We start from the raw sequence: 19,881 nt of genomic DNA on the forward strand, positions 1-19,881 counted from the left end.
GCTGTGCCGTCTCATGGCAAGCTACGCCCATGAACAGGCGTCCTGAAACGATGGAGCCCGACATCCACACCGAATCGGGGCAGGTCCTGGTCCGGTTCTGGGGTGTGCGCGGCAGCATGGCCTGCGCCGGGACGGAGACGCTGCGCTATGGCGGCAACACCGCCTGTGTCGAGGTACGGTGCGGGCCACACCTGCTCCTGCTCGATGCCGGGACCGGCATCCGGCACCTGGGCAACGACCTGAACGGGCATGCGGTCGATGCCGACATCCTGCTCAGCCATTCGCATTTCGACCATGTCTGCGGCCTGCCCTTCTTCAAGCCGCTGTTCTCCCCGCGCAATGCTTTCCGCCTGTGGGTCGGGCGGCATGGGGACAGCGGACGCAGCGCGCGCCAGGTGCTCTACGACCTGATGGTGCCGCCGCTTTTCCCGGTGTCACCCGATGTCTTCAACGCGGCGGTCGACTATCGCGACTTCCGCATGGGCGACGCGATCGAGCTTCGTCCCGGCCTGTGGGTCCATTCGGCCGCCACCCGTCCAGGCGGGCCCAGCGTCGGCTACCGTATCGAATATGGCGGCAAGGTCGTCACCTACATCACGGATGCAGAGCATCGGCCGGAGGCACCCTCCGCCGCGGTGGCTGACCTGCTGCGCGGCGCCGACATCGCGATCTTTGATGCGTCCCATGTCGATACGGAACACTGGGAGGGCGACCATTCCAGCTGGGAGGACGGCCTGCATCTGTGCTGCCGGCAACAGGTGAAGACCTATGTCGTGTTCCACCACGACCCCCGGCATGACGACGATTTCCTGGATCGCATCGGGAGCCAGCTGGCGGCAACCGCGCCCGGAGCGGAGGGGCCCGAGCCGGTCCTGGCGCGCGAGGGGCTGATCCTGTTGCCATGATCGCCGTGGGCCGCCCGTGACGCTGCGGGGGCTGGCCTTTGGGCTGGCCACGCTGACCGGCCTGGCGCAGCGCGGCTGGTTCATCCCGGCGCGGCACGCCGATGCCGCGGTCGAGCCGGCGCGACCATGGCTCGAGGCACTCTTCTCCGCCCAGGAACCGGCGTTCCGCGCCGTGCTTCAGGCGGTCGCTGACGTCGCCGCCTCGCTTGAGGCAATCGGTGCCGACGATCCTGCGCCGGCGCCGCGCTGGAGCCAGGACTGGTTCCCCCGCCTGGACGCTGCCGTCCTCTATGCCCTGGTTGCGACGCGGCGGCCCAGGCGCATCGTGGAGATCGGCTCCGGCCATTCCACCCGCTTCATCGTGCGCGCCCTGCAGGACCACCAGGTGCCATGCGAGCATATCGCCATCGATCCCGCGCCACGCGCCGCGATCGACGGCCTGCCGGTGCGCTTCGTGCGGCAGACACTTCAGGGGGCGGGCAGCCGTGTCTTCGCGGGGCTGGGGATGGGCGACATCCTGGTGGTCGACAGCAGCCACGTGCTGATGCCGGGTAGCGACGTCGATCACCTGTTCACGGCCGTCCTGCCCGCCCTGCCGCCCGGCGTGCTGATCCATGTCCACGACATCTTCCTGCCGGAGCCCTATCCCGCCGCCTGGACGTGGCGTGGCTACAACGAACAGCAGGCGCTGGCGCCGCTCCTCGGCAACGGCTTCCGCCCTCTGTTCTCCAGCCGCTGGGCGGTGACGCGCATGGCGGCGGAGCTGGCCCGCACACCGATTGCGCACCTCCCCCTGGTGGACGGTGCATTCGAGACGAGCCTCTGGCTGGAGCGCTGCTGAAGCCTGGCTATTCGGCGCCGTCCTGCAGGGGCAGGGGATTGTCCAGGTTCTGCAGGTTGATCGCCGCCGTCGCCCCGGCATCGCCCTCCGGCGACAGGCGAAGGGCTGCCTCGAAATCCTGGCGCGCGCTGTCGCGCTCGCCGCGCTCGGCCCGCTGCAGGCCGCGCTCCAGCAATGCATCCGGATCCTGTGGCGCCAGTTGCAGGGCCCGGTCGATATCCAGGGCCGCGGCCTCGGGCTGGTCGGCACGGCGGTAGGCCGTGGCTCGCAGGCGCAACAGGTCGGCCCGTCCCGGCGCCAGGACGATCGCCTTGGTCAAGGCGGCGCTGGCCAGGACCCAGTCATTGGCGGCGGCCAGGGCGCCGGCGCGATCCACGATGGTGTCGACGTCGTTGGGGCGCAGCTTCAGCGACTGGGTGAAGGCGCGCTCGGCATCGTTGTAAAGGCCGGCGATCATCCAGGCATTGCCGGCCTGGGCCCACATGGCCGGCTTCATCTCGCTCCCGGTCTGCTCGGCCAGCCGTTCCAGGCGCGCCGCCCCCTCACGCGGATTGCCGGTCGCGACCTCCGCCAGGGCCAGGCAGTGCTCGGCCGGCTGACCCCCGCCGCGTGACACCAGGGCCTGGGCGGTCGCCAGGGCTGCCGCAGGATTGTCCTGGGTGGCGGCGATGCAGGCGTCGTACTGCTCGCTCGACGTTGCGGCCCACACAGGGCGCATCGCACCGGGCATCAGGACCAGGGCCAGGAGAAGGACCGGCGCGGGGGAAAGGATACGCATCCGCGAAGCCATGGCTCCGGCCGCGCTGGCCGGTCAGCGCGTGGGAACGGGGACTTCGCCGCGATAGTCGTAGAAGCCGCGCTTGACCTTGCGGCCCAGCCACCCGGCCTCGACATACTTCACCAGCAGCGGGCAGGGGCGGTACTTGGAATCGGCCAGCCCGTCATAGAGCACCTGCATCACCGAGAGGCAGACATCCAGGCCGATGAAGTCGGCCAGTTGCAGCGGCCCCATCGGGTGGTTGGCGCCCAGCCGCATGGCGGTGTCGATCGCCTCGACCGTGCCCACGCCCTCGTACAGGGTATAGACCGCCTCGTTGATCATCGGCAGCAGGATGCGGTTGACGATGAAGGCCGGGAAGTCCTCGGCATTGGCCGGGGTCTTGCCCAGCTTCACCGTCATTTCCCGGACCGTCTGGAACGTGTCCTCGCCCGTCGCGATGCCGCGGATCAGCTCGACCAGCTGCATCACCGGGACCGGGTTCATGAAATGCATGCCCATGAACCGCTCCGGGCGGTCCGTGGTCGAAGCCAGGCGGGTGATCGAGATCGACGACGTGTTGGAGGCGATCAGCGCATCCGGCTTCAGCTTGGGACAGAGGGCGCGGAAGATCGACTTCTTGACCGCCTCATCCTCGGACGCCGCCTCGATCGCGAAATCCACCTCGCCAAAGGCGTCGAGTCCGACGGTCGGCGTGATGTTGCGCAGCGTGCGCTCCAGGTCCTCGTCCTTGATGTGGCCGCGGCTGACCTGGCGGCGCAGATTGCCCTCGATCACGTCCAGCGCCGCCTTGACCCGGGCCTCGTCAATGTCGGAGAGCAGGACTTGGAATCCGTTGAGGGCACAGACATGGGCGATACCATTGCCCATCTGCCCCGCTCCGATGACGCCGACCTTCTGGATCACCATGAAGCTTTGCCCTCCGCCAGAGGCTGCCTGCGGGCGGGGTGCGCCCGCAGGCTATGGTCAGTCAAGATCAGTCCCGTGGTCCGTTTCAGGCCCGGCCTACTTCGCCAGCGCCTGCTCAAGCTCGGGCAGGAGCTTGAAGAGGTCACCCACCAAGCCATAGTCGGCGACCTGGAAGATCGGCGCCTCCTCGTCCTTGTTGATGGCGACGATGACCTTGCTGTCCTTCATGCCGGCCAGGTGCTGGATGGCGCCCGAAATGCCGACCGCGATGTACAGCTGCGGGGCGACGATCTTGCCCGTCTGGCCGACCTGATAGTCGTTGGGCACGAAGCCGGCATCGACCGCGGCGCGGCTGGCGCCAACGGCTGCACCCAGCTTGTCCGCCACCTTTTCCAGCAGGTGGAAATTGTCGCCCGACTGCATGCCACGACCGCCGGAGATGACGATCTTGGCGCTGGTCAGCTCGGGCCGCTCGCTGCTCGACAGTTCCGCCCCGACATAGGACGACAGGCCCGGGTCGGCAACGGCGCCGACGGCCTCGATCGCCGCGGTGCCGCCCGTCGTCGCCGCCGCCGGGAAAGCGGTCGCGCGCACGGTGATCACCTTCTTGGCGTCGGCCGACTGGACCGTGGCGAAGGCATTGCCCGCGTAGATCGGCCGAACGAACGTGTCGGCGGAGACGACCTTCAGGATCTCGGAGATCTGCGAGACGTCGAGCAGGGCAGCGACGCGCGGCAGGATGTTCTTGCCGACCGAGGTCGCGGGCGCCAGCACGGCGTCGTACGACTTGGCCAGGTCGACGACCAGCGCCGCCACCGGCTCGGCCAGGAAATGGTCATAGGTCGCGGCATCGGCGACCAGGACCTTGGCGACGCCCGCGACCTTCGCGGCCGCGTCGGCGACGCCACCGACATTCGAGCCGGCAACCAGGACGTGGACGTCGCCGCCCATCTGGGTTGCCGCCGTGATCGTGTTGAGCGTTGCCGCCTTCAGCGCCGACCCGTCATGATCGGCCAGGACCAGGCTCGTCATCTCAGATCACCCCCGCTTCGGTCTTCAGCTTCTCGACCAGTTCCTCGATCGACTTCACCTTGATGCCGGCCTTGCGCTTGGGCGGCTCCTCGACCGACAGGGTCTTGAGGGTGGGAGTCGGGTCCACGCCATAGTCGGCCGCGGTCTTCTCCGCGATCGGCTTCTTCTTGGCCTTCATGATGTTGGGAAGGCTGGCATAGCGCGGCTCGTTGAGGCGCAGGTCGCTGGTCACGACGGCCGGCATCTTGAGCGAAACGGTTTCGAGACCGCCGTCGATTTCGCGCGTCACCTTCAGGCTGTCGCCCTCGATGTCGATCTTGGAGGCGAAGGTGCCCTGGGCCCAGCCCAGCAGCGCCGCCAGCATCTGGCCCGTCTGGTTGCAGTCGTCGTCGATCGCCTGCTTGCCCACGACGATCAGGCCGGGCTGCTCCTCGGCCGCGATCGCCTTCAGGATCTTGGCCACCGCCAGCGGCTGGACCTCGCCGTCGACCTTCACCAGGATGCCGCGATCGGCACCCATGGCGAGTGCCGTGCGGATCGTCTCCTGCGCCTGGGCGGGACCGATCGAGACGGCGACGACTTCCGTCGCCTTGCCCGCTTCCTTGAGCCGCAGTGCCGCTTCGACCGAGATTTCGTCGAAGGGATTCATGGACATCTTCACGTTCGCCAGATCAACGCCCGTCTTGTCCGACTTGACCCTGATCTTGACGTTATAGTCGACGACCCGCTTGACGGGCACCAGCACCTTCATCTGTCGCTCCACCCAACCTGGCCCAGAATGGCCGGCGCTTTATTCAGCAAGAGGGGATCACGCGCAACCACGAGACGGGCCGCACGGCATGACGCGGTGCACAATATGTGTGCGGCCCAAGCCGTGTCAACGAATGGCCACAATCCCCCGACCCGCGTCCTGCCGCACGGGACGCTGCGAACGGCACGGGCATTCTGCCCCCTCAGCAGGCGGCCGCTGCACAAGATTGCGGCAGGCTTCCCTGTTTTCCGTGGAGTCCTGGGGGTTTAGCGGCTGGCGCCGGGAACCCACAGGACATCGTTGGCGCCATTGGCGTTAAGGGCCCGGCCCAGCACGAAAAGGTGATCGGAGAGGCGGTTGATGTAACGCATCGCCGCAGGGTTCACGGCCTCGTGCGCGGCCAGGGCGGCCATCTCGCGCTCGGCCCGCCGGGTCAGCGTGCGCGCGACATGCAGATGCGCCGCAGCGATGGAGCCGCCCGGCAGGATGAAGGAATTGAGCGGCGCCAGCGAGGCGTTCATCCGGTCGATCTCCTGCTCCAGGCGTTTCACCTGGCTCTCGACCATGCGCAACTCGTTGGGGGCGTCGAACGTCTCGCCGGGGCGGGCCAGGTCGGCGCCCAGGTCGAACATCTCGTTCTGGATGCGGCCTAGCATCGCATCGGGTTCGCCGGTGGTGTAGAGGCGCACGACTCCGATCGCGGCATTGGCCTCGTCCACGGTGCCATAGGCGGCCAGGCGCTGGTCGTGCTTCGGCACCCGCGTCCCGTCGCCCAGCGACGTCTGCCCCTTGTCCCCGCCGCGGGTATAGATCTTGGTCAGGCGCACCATCAGCGTTGTCCCATCCACATCAGAAGCAGGATCACCAGGATGGCCAGCGCCTGCAGGCCGACGCGCCAGCGCATCAGCATCTGTGACCGCCGGCCGCGCTCTGGCGTCTCGGTGTCGCGGGCGCGCACCAGGTTATAGATCCCGGCGAACAGCACGGCCACGACGCCCAGGATGACGATCGGCAGCAGCCAGGACAAAGGCCCTTCCATCAGGTTTCCTCAGGCACTATGGGCGACGAGCGCGTCGAGCGTCGCCGACAGGTGGGTCAGGTGGGCGGGACTGGACAGGCGATGGTCGCCGCCCTTGATCAGCATCACTTCGGCGTCCTGGCTTGCCAGGCGCTCGCACAGCTCGACCGACAGCTGCCATGGCACCTCGGCATCGGCCAGGCCGTGAATCAGGCGGACGGGGCAGTCGATCGCCAAGGGCCCGTCCAGCACCAGGTGGCGTCGCCCCTCCTCCACCAGGTGCCAGGTCAGGACGTCGGGCGTGCCATAGGGCGACACGCGGACCAGGTGTCCGTCCGACCGCAGCCGCTGCCGCTCGGCCTCATCCAGCGGCTGCCAGATCAGCCTCTCGGTGAAATCCGGGGCTGCGGCGATGGTCAGCAGGGCAGCCACACGGTCGGGCCGGGCGCGCGTCGCAAGCGTCGCCAGCCAGCCGCCCAGGCTGGAGCCGACCACGACCAGCGGCCCCGTGGTCAGATGGTCGATGACGGCCAGCGAATCATCCAGCCAGCGGCCGACGCTGCCGTCGGTGAATGCGCCCGATGATTCGCCATGGCCGAAATAATCGAAGCGGACATAGCCCAGGCCCCGGCTGCGGCAATGCGCATCCAGGAAAGTGGCCTTGGTTCCGCCCATATCGGAGCGGAATCCGCCCAGAAAGACGACAGTTGGCGAATTGCCCATTGCCGCCCGGTAGGCGATTGTCGCTCCATCGTCACGGAGGAGCGTTGCAGGCTTGAGCGTCGACATGGTGCAGGCGGACACTATCACCTGGGACCGGGGGCCGAAACAGGCGGCCGGCCGCACCGCGCCCGCGGTCGACACCCACGCGGCCGAGGTGCGTGCCGGGCAGCAGCCCCATGCCCAGGCCGGCGACCGCCCGGTGACGGTGCTGCAGGTCATTCCCGCCCTGGAGACGGGGGGCGTCGAGCGCGGCACCCTGGACATCGCCCAGGCCCTGGTCGAGGCGGGCGCCCTGCCGCTGGTCGCATCCTGCGGCGGGCCGATGGTCAAGGAACTGGAACGCGCGGGCGCGCGGCACGTGACCCTGCCGGTCGACAGCAAGAATCCCATCGTCATGTATCGCAATGTCGCCCGCCTGGTGGAGCTGATCCGGGCGGAGGGCGTCGACATCGTGCATGCCCGCTCCCGTGCGCCGGCCTGGAGCGCGCGGGCAGCGGCGCGGGCCTGCGGGGTGCCGCTGGTCACGACGTGGCACGGGACCTATTCCGAGAACCTGCCCCTGAAACGGCGCTACAACGCGATCATGGCGGCGGGCGACCGGGTCATTGCCACGTCCGACTTCATCGCGGACCACATCATCGCCCGCCATCCCGATGTCGCGCGGAAGCTGGTGACGGTGCCGCGCGGCGTCGACCTGGTACGCTTCAATCCCCAGGCGGTGCAGCCGGAGCGGCTCGCGGCCCTGGCCAAGGCCTGGCGCCTGCCCGACGACCGTCCCCTGGTCATGCTGCCCGGCCGCCTGACGCGGTGGAAGGGACAGGAGGTCATGATCGAGGCGATCGAGCGCCTGGGCCGGCGTGACCTGACCGTGCTGCTGGTCGGTGCCGACCAGGGCCGCAAGCGCTATCGCGACGAACTGGTTGCGCGCATCGATGCCGCGGGCCTGGGCGGCGTTGTCCGGCTGGTGGGCAATTGCAGCGACATGCCGGCGGCCTACATGCTGGCCGACGTGGTCGTCAGTGCCTCGATAGAGCCGGAGGCGTTCGGACGCATCGCGGTCGAGGCGCAGGCCATGGGCCGGCCGATGATCGCCACGGGCCATGGCGGTTCGCGCGAGACGGTGCTGGACGGGGAAACGGGATGGCTGGTCCCGCCCGGCGATGCCCAGGCGATGGCCGAGACGCTGGCGCTGGCGCTCGACCTTGACCTCGACACGCGGCTTGCCCTGGCGCGGCGCGCGCGCGGGCATATCGAGGCCAATTTCTCGATCGCCCACATGACCGCCGCCACCCTCGACGTCTACCGCTCGCTGCTGACAGCGTGAGGGGGCTTGACGCGGGCGTGCTGATCCGGCCGCGTGGCCGCAGCACCGCCCTTCGAGGTTCGGTGTCGTGACGTCGCGGATCCTGGTCATCAAGCATGGCGCCCTGGGGGACTTCGCCCTGGCGCTTGGTCCCGCGCGGGCGATCCGCGATCACCACGCCCCGGCCCATGTCACGCTGCTGACCACGACGCCGATGCGTGAGCTGGCGCAGGCAAGCGGCCTGTTCGACGAGATCTGGATCGACGACCGGCCGGCCTGGTGGAACCTGCTGGCGGGCCGGCGGATGATCGCGCGCCTGCGCCAAGCGCGGTTCGACCGGGTCTATGACCTGCAGACTTCCGGCCGCAGCAGCCGCTACTTCACCCTGATGCCGCCGCCCCGGCCGGAATGGTCGGGCATCGCGCGGGGTTGTTCACACCCCGATCCCGACCCCTTGCGCGACACGCTGCACACGGTGGAGCGGCAGAAGGGTCAGCTGCGGGCGGCCGGGATCGCCGACGTCCCGCCCGCCGATCTGGCCTTTGCCAATGCCGACCTGTCGGCGCTGGGCCTACCCCCGCGCTATGCCATGCTGGTGCCGGGCGGCTCCGCCCATCGGCTGGACAAGCGCTGGCCCGTGGAGCGCTTTGCGGCGCTGGCTGCGTGGCTGGACGAGCGCGGCCTAGCGCCCGTTGTGGTGGGGGCCGCTTCGGAACGCGCGCTGGCCGCCGCGATCCCGCGGGCGCTGGACCTGACGGGCCGCACCGACCTGGTGGGCCTGGCCACCATCGCGCGCCGCGCCGCCCTGGCCATCGGCAACGATACCGGGCCGATGCACCTGGCGGCGCTGGGCGGCGCGCCGTCCGTCGTGCTGTTCTCGGCCGCGTCCGATCCGGCGCTGTGCGCGCCGCGCGGCCGGGCCGTCGCCATCCTGCGGCGCGGCAGCCTTGATGAGCTGCCGGTGATGGCGGTCATGGACGCCGCGGGCCAACTGGTGCCTGCTCTGGCGGATGATCCGATCGGCGACCCCGCGGCCGCGCGCCGTCCCGCCTGACGCGGTCCGCTGGCTGGGCTGGGCGCTGTTCTGCGTTCTGGCCTGGCAGGGGACGCAGGTGGGGCTGTTCGCGCTGAACCAGATTCGCATGGACCCGGCCAGCCTGCCGGCGCAGTTGCGCGGCAACATGGCGGCCAATCCGGTCGCCTTCCTGCTGCATACCGTGCTGGGTGGGCTGGCCCTGCTGGTGGCACCGGTCCAGTTCGTGCCGGCGATCCGCCGGCGCTGGCGCGGCCTGCATCGCTGGCTGGGGCGGAGCTATGTGGTGCTGTGCCTGCTGTCGGGCCTGGCAGCCTATCCGGTGGCCTTCGGCACGGTGGCGGGTCCGGTCGCCGCCTGGGGCTTCGCCACCATGGCGACGGCCTGGCTGGTCACGACAGGCCTGGCCTGGTGGCATGCCTGGCGCCGGAACATCGCAGCGCACCGGCGCTGGATCATTCGCAGCTATGCCCTGACCCTGTCGGCGGTGCTGCTGCGCTTCCTGCTGTGGCTGGCGATCAGCCTGAGGCTCGACTTCTGGACCGTCTACCAGGCGACCGCCTGGGCCAGCTGGCTGCTGACCCTGGCGGCGGCGGAGCTGTTCCTGGTGCTGTCGGCGGTCAGGACAGGTTCGGCTCGGCGCATGATGCCGGCGGCACCTCCAGCCGGGTCCACGTCTCGGACCGACCAAAGCTCCGCATCATGAGCGCCTCCTCGCCCGTGCCGGTATTGCCGTAGACGGACAGCGTGCCGTCGTCCGCCGGCATCAGCGCGACGCTGTAGACCGTACCGTCCTGCGGATCATAGAGCGTACCGCTCCAGGCATAGCCGTCCCAGCGCATCGCCGGCATGATCGGCAGCCCGCACAGCGCGCGCGTCTGCTCGGCGGGTACGGGGTTCAGGACATCGGTGCGGGCCATGCCCTTGCCCAGGGCTGCGACCTTGCCGCAAAGGTTCTCGCCGCAGCGGGCCAGCGCCACGACCAGCGTGCCCGGTGTCATCCGCCACAGGCCGTCGATCTTGGTCTGCGGGCTGGTGACCATCTCGTCCGCCTGGACGCGGTCCTGGACCGGACCGACAAGGGCCGCAAGCGCCACCAGGCCCGCCACGACATGCGCACGCATTCTCCCGCCCTCCACGCGGCCGCTTCCGCCGCTCTTCCAGTATCGCCCAGTTTGTGGCGGGATTGGGCCATGTCGCAGCCCGTGCCGTCACACAAGATGCAGAATTCCGCCGCCGTGCCCCCCATCGCCGGGGCCACGCCGCCACGCCAGCCGATCGCCGACGCAATCCCGGCGACCACGCCGCGCACCAGCGCCGGGCGCGTCGGCCTGGGACTGGTCCTGGCCATGCTGGCGCTGGCCATCCTGAATTCGGAAGGCCTGGTGGGTTGGAGCCGCGACCTGGAGCCGGGCCCCGTCGCCGACCGCATCCTGGAGGGGGCGGAGGCCTGGCACGGCTGGATGCAGGCGCTGGGTCCGGCGGCGGTACGGCCCTGGCTGCGCGCCGGCCTGCACCGCCTGCAGGGCGTGGAGGAGGATGCCGGCTTTGGCGCGGAGGGCTTCGACGCGCCGATTCCGCAGGACGTGCTGGACGGATCCGCCCCCGATTCAGCCCCAGCGGGGGAGTGAACCGAGGAACGCGCCCGCCACCGCGTCGAACGTCGCCGGATCCTCGTAGAACGGCGCATGGCCAAGGCCGGGCAGGGCCTGCACGGCGTTGCGCCACAGCGCGGCATAGCGCAGGCCCAGGATGTAGTCGTTGCGCACGATCGGCTCCGCCCCGCCCGTCAGGACGGCCAGCGGCACCGGGCTCTGCGCCACCAGGGCCGCCTCGTCCTCGCCCTCGCCCGCCAGCGCGGACGCGAACATCATCGCCCGCGAACGGCCATCGCAACGCCGCACCGCCCGCAGCAGGAAGTCTTCGGGCGGGGTGCGCCCCGTCGTGCGCCCGGCATAGGTCAGGGCGTCCGCATCGCTGAATGTCTCCTGCCCGGTCAGGCCTGCATGCTCGTCCATATGGAAGGCAGCGGCGACTGCCTGCGGCTCGAACCGGATGGGCGGCGTGCCCACGATCAATGCGCCGACAATGCCGGGCCAGCGCGCGACCAGTTCCAGCGCGACATGGCCGCCCAGCGACCAGCCGATCACCGCGGCGCGCGGCAGGCCCAGCCTGTCCGCCAGTTCCATGACCAGGTCGGCATAGCCGGGAATGCGGTAGCTGCGCGCCGGATCGGTCGCGTCGGCCGAGGCGCCATGACCCGGCAGGTCGAAGGCGACCAGGCGACGGCCCTTGGCCAGGGCACCCGCGAACTGGGCGCGGAAGACCTCCTTGCACGAGGAATTGCCATGGATCAGCAGGACCGGCGGACCGTCCCCGCCCGTATCCTGCACCGCGATCCTGCCGTGCGACGTCTCCACCTGCATGCCCGTTCCCCCCCATCCCTGCTGCATGGAAGCGCAGCGCCGGTAGCGCCGTCGAGCCCATTTATAACAATAACTTTGTGTAATATATTATTTCGCCCAGGAAGTTGCTGTGGCTCAACTTGCGCGGCAGCAGGCCCACTTGTATCGTCGGGCCTTCCAGATCCGTCCGAAAGCAGGGAAGTCCCATGACCCTTCGCCTTGGCGACATCGCCCCCGACTTCACGCAGGCCAGCACCGATGGGCCGATCCAGTTCCATGACTGGCTGGGCGACAGCTGGGGGATCCTGTTCTCCCACCCCAAGGACTTCACGCCGGTCTGCACGACCGAGCTTGGCCTGGTGGCGAAGCTGAAGGGCGAGTTCGACAGGCGCAACGTGAAGGTGATCGCGCTGAGCGTCGATCCGCTGGAGAGCCATCGCGCCTGGGTCGGCGACATCGAGGAGACGCAGGGCACCGCCCTCAACTATCCGATCCTTGCCGATGCCGACCGTTCGGTGTCGGACCTCTATGGCATGATCCACCCGAACGCGAACGACACGCTGACCGTGCGCTCGGTCTTCGTGATCGATCCGAAGAAGAAGATCCGCCTGACGCTGACCTATCCCGCCAGCACGGGGCGCAATTTCGACGAACTGCTTCGCGTGATCGACTCGTTGCAACTGACCGACAGCCACAGCGTGGCGACGCCCGGCAACTGGAAGCACGGCGACGACGTCGTCATCGTGCCCTCGCTGCAGGATCCGGCCGTGATCGCGGAGAAGTTCCCCAAGGGCTATACGGCGCTGAAGCCCTATCTCCGCATGACGCCCCAGCCCAATACCTGACCCTGGGCATGCCGGGACGCGGGTTGGCAACGACCCGACCCGACCGGACCGGCGCTAGAACGTCAGCATGCCGGCGGCGAGGGCGATGACAACCGAGTTGGTCTGGTTGTTGGAGTTCAGCTTCTTTTGCACGTTCGACAGGTGGTATTCGACCGTGCGCGCGGAAATGCCCGTCACCAGGCCCACCTGGGCTGCACTGAGGCCCAGGGCGACCCAGCGCAGGATCTCGGCCTCGCGCGGGGTCAGGGGGGGCAGTTCGTCGATCTGCTGGTGCTGCAACCGGGCGACGCGGCGCGCCACCTTGCGGGCCAGGGCCTCGACCAGGACCTTGATGGCGGGCGTCACCTCCGGCTGTCTGGCGAAGGTGGTGAAGGCGACGGGCCCCACGCCACGGATCAGCATCGGCACCACGATGCCGTTGACGTAGCCGATGCTGCCCACGTCCACGAACAACTGGCGCGCCCGGGGCACCAGATTGCGGCGCGGAATCTCGTCCCAGGTATAGGGCTCGTCCGCGGTCGAGACCGCGGTCATCACCGGGTCGAACTGGTGATACCCCTCGTTGATGTAGTGCGCGCTCCAGTTCTCGGTCATCGTGCCCAGGAACAGTCCCGGGCGGGGATCGTCGTGCTGGCGCAGGCTGAACACGGAAAAGTCGTGCTGTCCCAAGTCGGACAGCAACTCCCGCGTTCGATCGGCAAGTCCAATCAGGTCCAGGGATTCGATATCCTCCATCCGCTCAAGACGGGTGAGGAATTGATCCAGTCGCTTTTTGGGCGTATCCATGGATTGTCAAACTATGTATTGGAGCGGTCGCCTAGGGTTTTCACGAGGTGTAGCGACCATGATCCTGCCTCATAATTCGTAGCCAACAAAGGGGCGCGACTTCTTGGCGGGGAGAAGTGGGGATGAAGCTGGAAAAACGCAGCGCGCAGGCCAGCGCGCGCCAGGTGGTGACCGGGCCCAATCGGGAGGCGATCCGCTGGGCCCTGGCCATGCTGGCTGAGGAATCGCGGCTGGTCGGGTCGCCGGACGCGGCCGACCTGATCGAGCAGGCGATGGAGAAGCTGCGCGCCCGCATGAACTGAGCCGAAGGGCGATCACGGCGCCGTCCAGGATCGGCGCCGTGATCGCCGTCGCTCGACCCGGGGCCGGATCGCGGGCATGGTTCCGCCCAAGGGCCGCCATGCTCCCGCCCAGATCGGGGCCAAGGCTGCGCCCGCGCATACGGGAGGGCGCCTTGATGATCGAGCGATCGCGCAATTCGGAACCGGGAGTTCGCCTGGCGGGAGGGCTGAGGCAGCTGGTCCTGGCCGGGACGGCGCTGGCCACTCTTGGCCTGGGCGCCATGCCGGCCTTTGCCGCCGACCTGAAGCTGGGGCGGGTAATGCTGTCCAGCGGCGGCGTGGGCTATTTCGAGTACGAGGCCGAGGTCACGGACAGCGAGCGCCTGAGCTTCGACGTGCCCCTGGCCCAGGTCGACGACGTCCTGAAGAGCGTCGTCGTCTATGACGACAAGGGCGGCGTGGGCGGCCTGTCCCTGCCGGGGCGGGAGCCGATGGAACAGCTGTTCCGCGACCTGCCCTTTGATGCCAACGACCTGATCTCGCCCGCCGCCCTGCTCAACGCGCTGAAGGGGGCAGAGGTCAAGGCGACCGGCGCCCGCACGCTGACCGGCCGGCTGCTGAGCGTCGAGCCCGTGACCGAACAGCTGGGCGACAATCGCGGCACCGTCGTGCGCAACCGCGTGACGCTGGTCACCGATGCCGGCATGCAGCAGATGGTCCTGGAGGATGCCCAGGCGCTGCAGTTCACCGACCCCGCGGTCCAGCGCCAGGTGTCGGAGGCGCTGGCCGGGATCGCCGCCAACAAGGCACGGGACAAGCGCACGATCACGGTCGAATCAAGGGGGCAGGGCACGCGCACGGTGCGGGTCGGCTACGTCGTCGGCGCGCCGCTGTGGAAGTCGGCCTATCGCCTGACCGTGGGGGCCGATGCCGAGAGCGAGAAGGCCCGGCTGCAGGGCTGGGCCGTGGTCGAGAACATGAGCGGCAAGGACTGGGACGGGGTCGAGCTGACGCTGGTCTCCGGCTCGCCCGTGACCTTCCGCCAGCAGCTTTATGCCGCCTACTACCTGGACCGCCCCGAAGTGCCGGTCGAGGTGGTGGGCCGCATCCTGCCGCCGGCCGACCAGGGCGAGATGAAGGCCCTGTCCCCCGGCGTGCCGAGCGGGGACTATGAGCAGGATTCGATGAACCGCTCGCGCGCCGCGCTGTTCGACGGCCGCGGCGGCTACGCCGCCGGCGCCATGGCGCCCCCACCCCCACCGCCGCCGCCGCCGATGATGGCGGCCCCCGTCAACCAGGCCGCGCCGGAGCCCATCGGCATGGCCGGGGTTGCCACGGCGGTGGCCGGGGAGGAGGCGCAGACCCAGGTCCAGTTCCGCCTGACCCAGCCGATCACCGTTGCCTCGGGCGAATCGCTGGCCGTGCCGATCATCGACCGCGACGTGCCGGCGGGCCGCCTGTCGCTCTATGCCGGGGCGATCAGCCAGCGCCATCCCCTTGCCGGCGTGCGCCTGAGCAATGACGGCGAGACGGGCCTGCCGCCGGGTGTGCTGACCCTGTACGAGCGCGGTGCCGCGGGCGGCCATGCCTATCTGGGCGACGCGCGCCTGGCCGCGTTCCCCGCGGGCGAGGAACGCATGGTCACCTTCGCGCTGGACACCAAGGTGGTGCTGGACAAGACCCAGGCCGCCACGACGCGGATCGCGGAGGGCGCGATCGCCAACGGCCTCTATCGCTACCGCTCGATCGAGCGCAGCACGACGACCTATGCCGTGCAGGCCCCGGCGCGGGAGGCACGGCGCCTGGTGATCGAGCATCCGCGCGATGCCGGCCTGACACTGGTCGAGCCGACGGGCGATGCCGTCGCGCTGACCGATGGCGCGTGGCGCATCACCGTGCCGCTGAAGCCGGGCGAGACGCGGGCCGTCGCCATCGTCACGGAACGGCCGATCGACCAGTATGTGGACCTGAACAGCGCCAGCGCGGGGCAGATCGCCTATTTCGCCAATTCGGACGAGATCGACGACAAGGTCCGCGCGGTGTTCCGCCGCGTGGCCGAGTTGCAGACGGCGGCGACCGACGCGCGCGCGGCGCTGGAGCGCCTGGAATCGGACCGCAGCACGATCATCGAGGAACAGGGCCGCCTGCGCGAGAACCTGCAGCGGGTGCCCGAGGGCAGCGACCTGCACCGCCGCTACCTGACCAAGCTGGACGAGCAGGAAACCCGGATCGAGGACCTCCAGGTCAGGATCGCGGAAGCAGAGACCAGCCTCGACGCCGCGACCAAGGCCCTTTCCGCCTACGTCCTCTCGGTGAAGTAGCTGATCGACGAATGATTGCTTCCAGTGCGACCACCTCATCCTGAGGTGGCCGCAGGCCGTCTCGAAGGATGGGCCGCCATTGCAGGTGGCCGATCCTTCGAGGCCCGGTCCGCTCGCACCTCAGGATGAGGTGCTCAGGCGTAAGGAGATCAGTCCTCGGCCGTGGCCTTGTCGGTGGCGGGGCCATAGACTTCGTCCACCAGGCGCTGGGCGCTGATGCCCGCCGGCCAGCCCGCATAGTGCGCGACGTGCAGCACGATCTCCTCCACCGTGGCGCGGTCCAGGCCCAGGTTGCGGGCACCACCCAGGTGGATGCGCAACTCGTGCTCGCGCCCCAGGGCGATCAGCGTCGTGACCGTGATCATCGAGCGCTGCTGCAGCGTCAGGCCCGCGCGCGACCAGATGCGGCCGAAGACCTGCTCGATCGTGTGCTCGATGATGGGCGATTCCTGGGTCGCGGGGCCCGGCACCCGGCCGAACACCCGGCGGATCGTGTCCAGGCCGCGGGCGCGCGTATCGTCGTCGCTCATTCTTCGTATCCTCCCGGTTCAGGTCGCAGGATCATGCCCCGGGCGGATGCGGCGGGCTATTGCGCGTTCGCCCGGGCAGCCCGCGCCGCGGCCAGGGCCTCGCGGCAGGCGGGGCTCAATTCGGCCTGGTGCTGCCGGAAGCAGGCCAGGATGCGGCCGCCGCCGGGCTGGACCCCGGCGCAATGCCGCTGCATGTCGGCGGCGCAGGCGCTGCGCACCTGCTGCATCGGCGCCTGGGCCAGGGCGGCGGCGGACGTCCCGCCCAGCAGGCCCGCCACCAGGAGAAGCGTGCGTGTGATCGCCATTGGTCGCCTCAGTACTGGGAATAGGGATGGGGCCGGTACACGGTGCCCGACCGGGTGACGCTGTGGCCCCGCGGTCCGGTCGTGGTGCGGGAATAGGCATAGGACCCCGGGGCAACCCGCGTGACCGAGCCCGAGCGGCTGGCGCTGTAACCCTGGGGGCCGGTCACGCTGCGGTGCCGGCTGCAAGTCCCATGGGCGCAGCTGCCACCGCCATGCGACGACCAGGTGCCGCGCGGGGTGGTCGTCGTGCTGTTGCGCTCCCACGCTGCGGCGGGGCCTGCCTGGAGCGTCACGGCAAGGGCCGCGGCAAGCGCCAGCGGGGCGAGCAGGGTCCTGATCGACATGGCCAATCCTCCTTCGACGGGCGGGACGCCTGCCCCGCGACGGTTGAACCCTGGACCCCGTGCTTTGCCGCGATTTTGCAGCAGCACCCCGGCATGTATCGATTTGTAACGGGCGCGTCTGGGGGTTTGCGTCGCGCCGCGCCGCGCCCGATCCTGCGGCCATGACAGAGACGGCGACGACGATCCTGCTGGTCGAGGACGATCCCGACATCCGCGACCTGCTGGTGGAGTTCCTGGGACGCGAAGGCTTCGCGGTCCAGGCCGCCGACGGCGGGGCGGCGATGGACCGCATCCTGGCCACGGGGCGGCCGGACCTGGTGATCCTGGACCTGATGCTGCCGGGCGAAGACGGCCTGTCGATCTGTCGCCGCCTGCGCCAGGGGACTGCCACGACCAGTCACCTGCCGATCCTGATGCTGACCGCCAAGACGGCCGAAATCGACCGCGTGGTGGGCCTGGAACTGGGGGCCGACGACTATCTGGGCAAGCCGTTCTCGCCGCGCGAACTGCTGGCGCGGATTCGCGCCATCCTGCGCCGGGTGCGGGCCGTGCCGGCGGCGGTGCCGGGCGCCGCGGAGCCGCCGCGCCGGCGCAAGCGGGTCGAGGGCGTGGTCGTCGACCTGGACGCGCGCACGGTCGATGCCGCCGATGGCGCCCGCATCGCCCTGACCTCGGCCGAGTTCGACCTGCTGGGCTGCTTCCTGGACCGGCCGCGCCGGGTTCTGTCGCGCGACCAGCTGCTGGACTGGACGCGGGGGCGCACGCATGTGGAGCCGTTCGACCGCACGATCGACGTGGCCGTGTCGCGCCTGCGCACCCGGCTGGCGCAGGCGGCTCCCGCGCTGGGGGCCCGCATCACGACGGTGCGCAATGTCGGCTACCTGTTCGCGGGCGAGGTCGAGGACCTGGGATGAGCGGCGCCGCTCTGCCTGAAACCACCGGTTGGTTCGGGCGCCTGGGACTGCTGGGCCGGCTGGTCCTGATCCTGGCCGTGGCCTTTGCCCTGTTGCAGGTCGCGATGTTCGGCCTGTGGTGGTGGCTGCGCGACGCCGACCCGGGTGAGGGACGCCTGCCCCTGGCGCAGCAGGTGCTGGCCCTGGCCACCCTGCTGGACCGGGTGCCGCAGGCCGACCGGCCGCTGGTCCTGCGCGCGACCGCGGCCAACGGCCTGCCCGCGCGCATCCAGCCCGGGCCCCTGGAGCCGGAGGCGGGAGAGACGGCGATGCCTGGCCTGGGGCGCATCCTGGGCCGCGAACTGGTGCGCCAGGGCCTGGGCGCGCGGGCCCCGGTCGTGCTCTATGACCGCGACGCGGATCCCGCCCTGCGTGGCGTGCGCCGCTTCCGCGTCGGCGTCACGCTGGCCTCGGGCGAGACACTGGTGGTGCAGGGGCAGGAACGCCTGACGCCACGGGTGCTGGGCCTGCCGGCGGGCCTGATCGGCGGCATGCTCGGCATCAGCGTGGCGGTGCTGGCGGTGCTGGCCCTGGTGCGCGAGACCAAGCCGCTGCGCCGCCTGGCCCGCGCGGTGGAGGGGATCGGCGCCGGCCCGCCCGTCGCCCTGCCCGAGCAGGGCACGCGCGAGGTGCGAGGCCTGATCCGTGCCATCAACGCCATGCAGGCCCGGATCACCGGCCTGCTGGACAGCCGCACGTTCATCCTGGGCTCGCTCTCGCACGACCTGCGCACCTACCTCACGCGCCTGCGCCTGCGCGTCGAGATGCTGCCCGAGGGGACGGCGCGCGAGCGGGCGGTGCGCGACGTGGAGGGGATGCAGAAGCTGGTCGAGGAATCGCTCGACTTCGCCGGGGCCACGCTGGATGCCGGGGGGCGCGGGCCGGTCGACCTGGCGGCCCTGGTGCGCACCTGCGTCGAGGCCCGCGACGAACGGCAGCGCCCCGCCGTGGCGGCACTGCCGCCCGGCGTCGTCCTGGTGGCGATGGGCGAGCCGGCGGCGCGGCGCGTGCTGGACAACCTGCTGGACAACGCGATCGCCTATGGCACGCAGGCCACGATCAGCCTGGCGCTGGACGGTGCGCGCGCCGTGCTGCTGGTCGACGATGCGGGACCCGGCATTCCGCCGGCGGAGCGGGCGCGCGTCTTTGACCCCTTTGTCCGGCTGGATCCGTCGCGCAATCGCGGCCATGGCGGCACTGGCCTGGGCCTGGCCATCGTGAAGCAGATCCTGGACCTGCATGGCGGGCAGGTGACGCTGGGCGATGCACCCGGCGGCGGCCTGCGCGCGGCGGTCAGTCTTCCCCTGGCCCCGGCTTCGCGCTGAGGCCAAGCGTCGCCGCGACCGCGTCGAGGTCGGCGCCGCGCGGCACGACATAGAGCGTGCCGGGCTGGCTGCCGCGCACCACGGTCACGGCGTCCTTCGGGCACAGGCCCAGGCAACCCATCTCGACCACGCCGGCCCTGGCGCGCCGGCCCTTGCCCAGGTCCAGTTCCTTGCGCAGGGCCTTGGCCAGGCCCGCCTTCTGCTTGCGGCCAAAGCCGCCGTCCAGCTTGCGCGAGCACTTGCCGCAGACCAGCACCGCCTCGCGCCAGGCGCTGCGCTGCCGACGGATGCCGGCCTCGGCCGGGGCAGGGGCGGCGGCCGGGTCCAGGGCTGGGGGGTTCTTCATGCGACCTGCCTGTCTTGCGATTGCGATGCGCCAGCAGACATGGGGCCGCCGCTGCGGCAAGACACCCGCCCCCGGCGCATGGGTGACCGGCCGGGGCCGGGCCGGCCGTCGCCGCTGCAAATGAACGCTGTTTTTCCACGGGTCGCC

Annotated in this window: 25 protein-coding genes; 11 read left to right on the forward strand and 14 right to left on the reverse strand. The window is 70.0% G+C overall.

All coding sequences use genetic code 11. The features are described 5' to 3' along the window. Nucleotides 1-29: 29 nt before the first annotated feature. Nucleotides 30-905, forward strand: coding sequence for an MBL fold metallo-hydrolase (locus ACI6GS_RS09690; protein WP_439817587.1), 876 nt, complete (start codon nucleotides 30-32; stop codon nucleotides 903-905). Nucleotides 906-921: 16 nt separating this feature from the next. Beyond that, nucleotides 922-1,746, forward strand: a complete 825-nt coding sequence (locus ACI6GS_RS09695) for a class I SAM-dependent methyltransferase (protein WP_439817588.1) — start codon at nucleotides 922-924, stop codon at nucleotides 1,744-1,746. A gap of 7 nt (nucleotides 1,747-1,753) precedes the next feature. Here the strand turns inward: ACI6GS_RS09695 and ACI6GS_RS09700 are convergent, their stop codons facing one another. The 7 genes from ACI6GS_RS09700 to ACI6GS_RS09730 all read right to left on the reverse strand — a co-directional run bounded on the left by ACI6GS_RS09700 (nucleotide 1,754) and on the right by ACI6GS_RS09730 (nucleotide 7,023). Next, nucleotides 1,754-2,524 (reverse strand): tetratricopeptide repeat protein, encoded by a 771-nt coding sequence (locus tag ACI6GS_RS09700; RefSeq protein ID WP_439817589.1) that lies wholly within the window; start codon nucleotides 2,522-2,524, stop codon nucleotides 1,754-1,756. Between the two features lie 33 nt (nucleotides 2,525-2,557). Continuing rightward, entirely contained in the window at nucleotides 2,558-3,433 is an 876-nt protein-coding gene (locus ACI6GS_RS09705; RefSeq protein ID WP_439817590.1) for a 3-hydroxybutyryl-CoA dehydrogenase, read from the reverse strand. A gap of 96 nt (nucleotides 3,434-3,529) precedes the next feature. Then, on the reverse strand, nucleotides 3,530-4,465 hold the full coding sequence (locus ACI6GS_RS09710) for an electron transfer flavoprotein subunit alpha/FixB family protein (protein WP_439817591.1): 936 nt from the start codon (nucleotides 4,463-4,465) through the stop codon (nucleotides 3,530-3,532). A gap of 1 nt (nucleotide 4,466) precedes the next feature. Beyond that, nucleotides 4,467-5,216, reverse strand: coding sequence for an electron transfer flavoprotein subunit beta/FixA family protein (locus tag ACI6GS_RS09715; RefSeq protein ID WP_439817592.1), 750 nt, complete (start codon nucleotides 5,214-5,216; stop codon nucleotides 4,467-4,469). Nucleotides 5,217-5,482: 266 nt separating this feature from the next. Next, nucleotides 5,483-6,046, reverse strand: coding sequence for a cob(I)yrinic acid a,c-diamide adenosyltransferase (locus tag ACI6GS_RS09720; protein WP_439817593.1), 564 nt, complete (start codon nucleotides 6,044-6,046; stop codon nucleotides 5,483-5,485). After that, entirely contained in the window at nucleotides 6,046-6,255 is a 210-nt protein-coding gene (locus tag ACI6GS_RS09725) for a twin transmembrane helix small protein (protein ID WP_439817594.1), read from the reverse strand. The genes ACI6GS_RS09720 and ACI6GS_RS09725 overlap by 1 nt, the downstream gene beginning before the upstream one ends. A gap of 9 nt (nucleotides 6,256-6,264) precedes the next feature. Further along, on the reverse strand, nucleotides 6,265-7,023 hold the full coding sequence (locus ACI6GS_RS09730; RefSeq protein WP_439817595.1) for an alpha/beta fold hydrolase: 759 nt from the start codon (nucleotides 7,021-7,023) through the stop codon (nucleotides 6,265-6,267). On the opposite strand from ACI6GS_RS09730, the gene ACI6GS_RS09735 reads away from it, so the two are divergent. From ACI6GS_RS09735 to ACI6GS_RS09745, 3 genes are all read left to right on the forward strand, one after another. Then, nucleotides 7,010-8,281, forward strand: a complete 1,272-nt coding sequence (locus tag ACI6GS_RS09735; RefSeq protein WP_439817596.1) for a glycosyltransferase family 4 protein — start codon at nucleotides 7,010-7,012, stop codon at nucleotides 8,279-8,281. The genes ACI6GS_RS09730 and ACI6GS_RS09735 overlap by 14 nt on opposite strands. 67 nt (nucleotides 8,282-8,348) lie before the next feature. Then, a complete protein-coding gene (locus ACI6GS_RS09740) occupies nucleotides 8,349-9,314 on the forward strand; it encodes a glycosyltransferase family 9 protein (RefSeq protein ID WP_439817597.1) in 966 nt (321 codons plus the stop codon). Then, nucleotides 9,271-9,999 carry a DUF2306 domain-containing protein gene (locus ACI6GS_RS09745; RefSeq protein WP_439817598.1) on the forward strand — a complete coding sequence of 243 codons (729 nt, stop codon included), beginning with the start codon at nucleotides 9,271-9,273 and terminating at the stop codon, nucleotides 9,997-9,999. The genes ACI6GS_RS09740 and ACI6GS_RS09745 overlap by 44 nt, the downstream gene beginning before the upstream one ends. Here the strand turns inward: ACI6GS_RS09745 and ACI6GS_RS09750 are convergent. Beyond that, nucleotides 9,914-10,417: a DUF2147 domain-containing protein gene (locus ACI6GS_RS09750; protein ID WP_439817599.1), complete on the reverse strand. Its 504-nt coding sequence runs from the start codon at nucleotides 10,415-10,417 to the stop codon at nucleotides 9,914-9,916. The two genes, ACI6GS_RS09745 and ACI6GS_RS09750, sit on opposite strands and share 86 nt — an antisense overlap. 69 nt (nucleotides 10,418-10,486) lie before the next feature. On the opposite strand from ACI6GS_RS09750, the gene ACI6GS_RS09755 reads away from it, so the two are divergent. Further along, nucleotides 10,487-10,924 (forward strand): hypothetical protein, encoded by a 438-nt coding sequence (locus ACI6GS_RS09755; protein WP_439817600.1) that lies wholly within the window; start codon nucleotides 10,487-10,489, stop codon nucleotides 10,922-10,924. On the opposite strand, the gene ACI6GS_RS09760 is transcribed toward ACI6GS_RS09755, so the two are convergent. After that, complete coding sequence (locus ACI6GS_RS09760) at nucleotides 10,904-11,719, reverse strand: alpha/beta fold hydrolase (RefSeq protein ID WP_439817601.1); 816 nt, start codon at nucleotides 11,717-11,719, stop codon at nucleotides 10,904-10,906. The two genes, ACI6GS_RS09755 and ACI6GS_RS09760, sit on opposite strands and share 21 nt — an antisense overlap. A gap of 185 nt (nucleotides 11,720-11,904) precedes the next feature. Between ACI6GS_RS09760 and ACI6GS_RS09765 the strand changes: the two genes are divergently transcribed. Then, on the forward strand, nucleotides 11,905-12,543 hold the full coding sequence (locus tag ACI6GS_RS09765; RefSeq protein ID WP_439817602.1) for a peroxiredoxin: 639 nt from the start codon (nucleotides 11,905-11,907) through the stop codon (nucleotides 12,541-12,543). Between the two features lie 54 nt (nucleotides 12,544-12,597). Here the strand turns inward: ACI6GS_RS09765 and ACI6GS_RS09770 are convergent, their stop codons facing one another. Next, entirely contained in the window at nucleotides 12,598-13,329 is a 732-nt protein-coding gene (locus ACI6GS_RS09770) for a LuxR C-terminal-related transcriptional regulator (RefSeq protein ID WP_439817603.1), read from the reverse strand. A gap of 122 nt (nucleotides 13,330-13,451) precedes the next feature. Here ACI6GS_RS09770 and ACI6GS_RS09775 point away from each other — a divergent pair, with 122 nt between their 5' ends. Both ACI6GS_RS09775 and ACI6GS_RS09780 read left to right on the forward strand, forming a co-directional pair. Then, a complete protein-coding gene (locus ACI6GS_RS09775; protein ID WP_439817604.1) occupies nucleotides 13,452-13,631 on the forward strand; it encodes a hypothetical protein in 180 nt (59 codons plus the stop codon). 155 nt (nucleotides 13,632-13,786) lie between these two features. Next, nucleotides 13,787-15,931 carry a DUF4139 domain-containing protein gene (locus ACI6GS_RS09780; protein WP_439817605.1) on the forward strand — a complete coding sequence of 715 codons (2,145 nt, stop codon included), beginning with the start codon at nucleotides 13,787-13,789 and terminating at the stop codon, nucleotides 15,929-15,931. A gap of 149 nt (nucleotides 15,932-16,080) precedes the next feature. Here the strand turns inward: ACI6GS_RS09780 and ACI6GS_RS09785 are convergent, their stop codons facing one another. Genes ACI6GS_RS09785 through ACI6GS_RS09795 form a run of 3 tightly spaced genes read right to left on the reverse strand, consistent with a single transcriptional unit; the run spans nucleotide 16,081 to nucleotide 17,110 of the window. Further along, the gene (locus tag ACI6GS_RS09785) at nucleotides 16,081-16,461 is read right to left on the reverse strand and encodes a carboxymuconolactone decarboxylase family protein (RefSeq protein ID WP_439817606.1); all 381 of its coding nucleotides are present in this window, start codon (nucleotides 16,459-16,461) and stop codon (nucleotides 16,081-16,083) included. Between the two features lie 56 nt (nucleotides 16,462-16,517). After that, nucleotides 16,518-16,766: a cysteine rich repeat-containing protein gene (locus tag ACI6GS_RS09790; protein ID WP_439817607.1), complete on the reverse strand. Its 249-nt coding sequence runs from the start codon at nucleotides 16,764-16,766 to the stop codon at nucleotides 16,518-16,520. 8 nt (nucleotides 16,767-16,774) lie between these two features. After that, nucleotides 16,775-17,110 carry a hypothetical protein gene (locus tag ACI6GS_RS09795; RefSeq protein ID WP_439817608.1) on the reverse strand — a complete coding sequence of 112 codons (336 nt, stop codon included), beginning with the start codon at nucleotides 17,108-17,110 and terminating at the stop codon, nucleotides 16,775-16,777. A 161-nt stretch (nucleotides 17,111-17,271) separates the two neighbouring features. On the opposite strand from ACI6GS_RS09795, the gene ACI6GS_RS09800 reads away from it, so the two are divergent. Both ACI6GS_RS09800 and ACI6GS_RS09805 read left to right on the forward strand, forming a co-directional pair. After that, nucleotides 17,272-18,024, forward strand: a complete 753-nt coding sequence (locus tag ACI6GS_RS09800; protein WP_439817609.1) for a response regulator — start codon at nucleotides 17,272-17,274, stop codon at nucleotides 18,022-18,024. Further along, the gene (locus ACI6GS_RS09805) at nucleotides 18,021-19,388 is read left to right on the forward strand and encodes an ATP-binding protein (RefSeq protein ID WP_439817610.1); all 1,368 of its coding nucleotides are present in this window, start codon (nucleotides 18,021-18,023) and stop codon (nucleotides 19,386-19,388) included. The genes ACI6GS_RS09800 and ACI6GS_RS09805 overlap by 4 nt, the downstream gene beginning before the upstream one ends. On the opposite strand, the gene ACI6GS_RS09810 is transcribed toward ACI6GS_RS09805, so the two are convergent. After that, nucleotides 19,357-19,734, reverse strand: a complete 378-nt coding sequence (locus ACI6GS_RS09810) for a hypothetical protein (RefSeq protein ID WP_439817611.1) — start codon at nucleotides 19,732-19,734, stop codon at nucleotides 19,357-19,359. The genes ACI6GS_RS09805 and ACI6GS_RS09810 overlap by 32 nt on opposite strands. Nucleotides 19,735-19,881 lie beyond the last annotated feature (147 nt).

The organism is Zavarzinia sp. CC-PAN008 (genome assembly GCF_051903925.1).
Lineage (GTDB): Bacteria > Pseudomonadota > Alphaproteobacteria > Zavarziniales > Zavarziniaceae.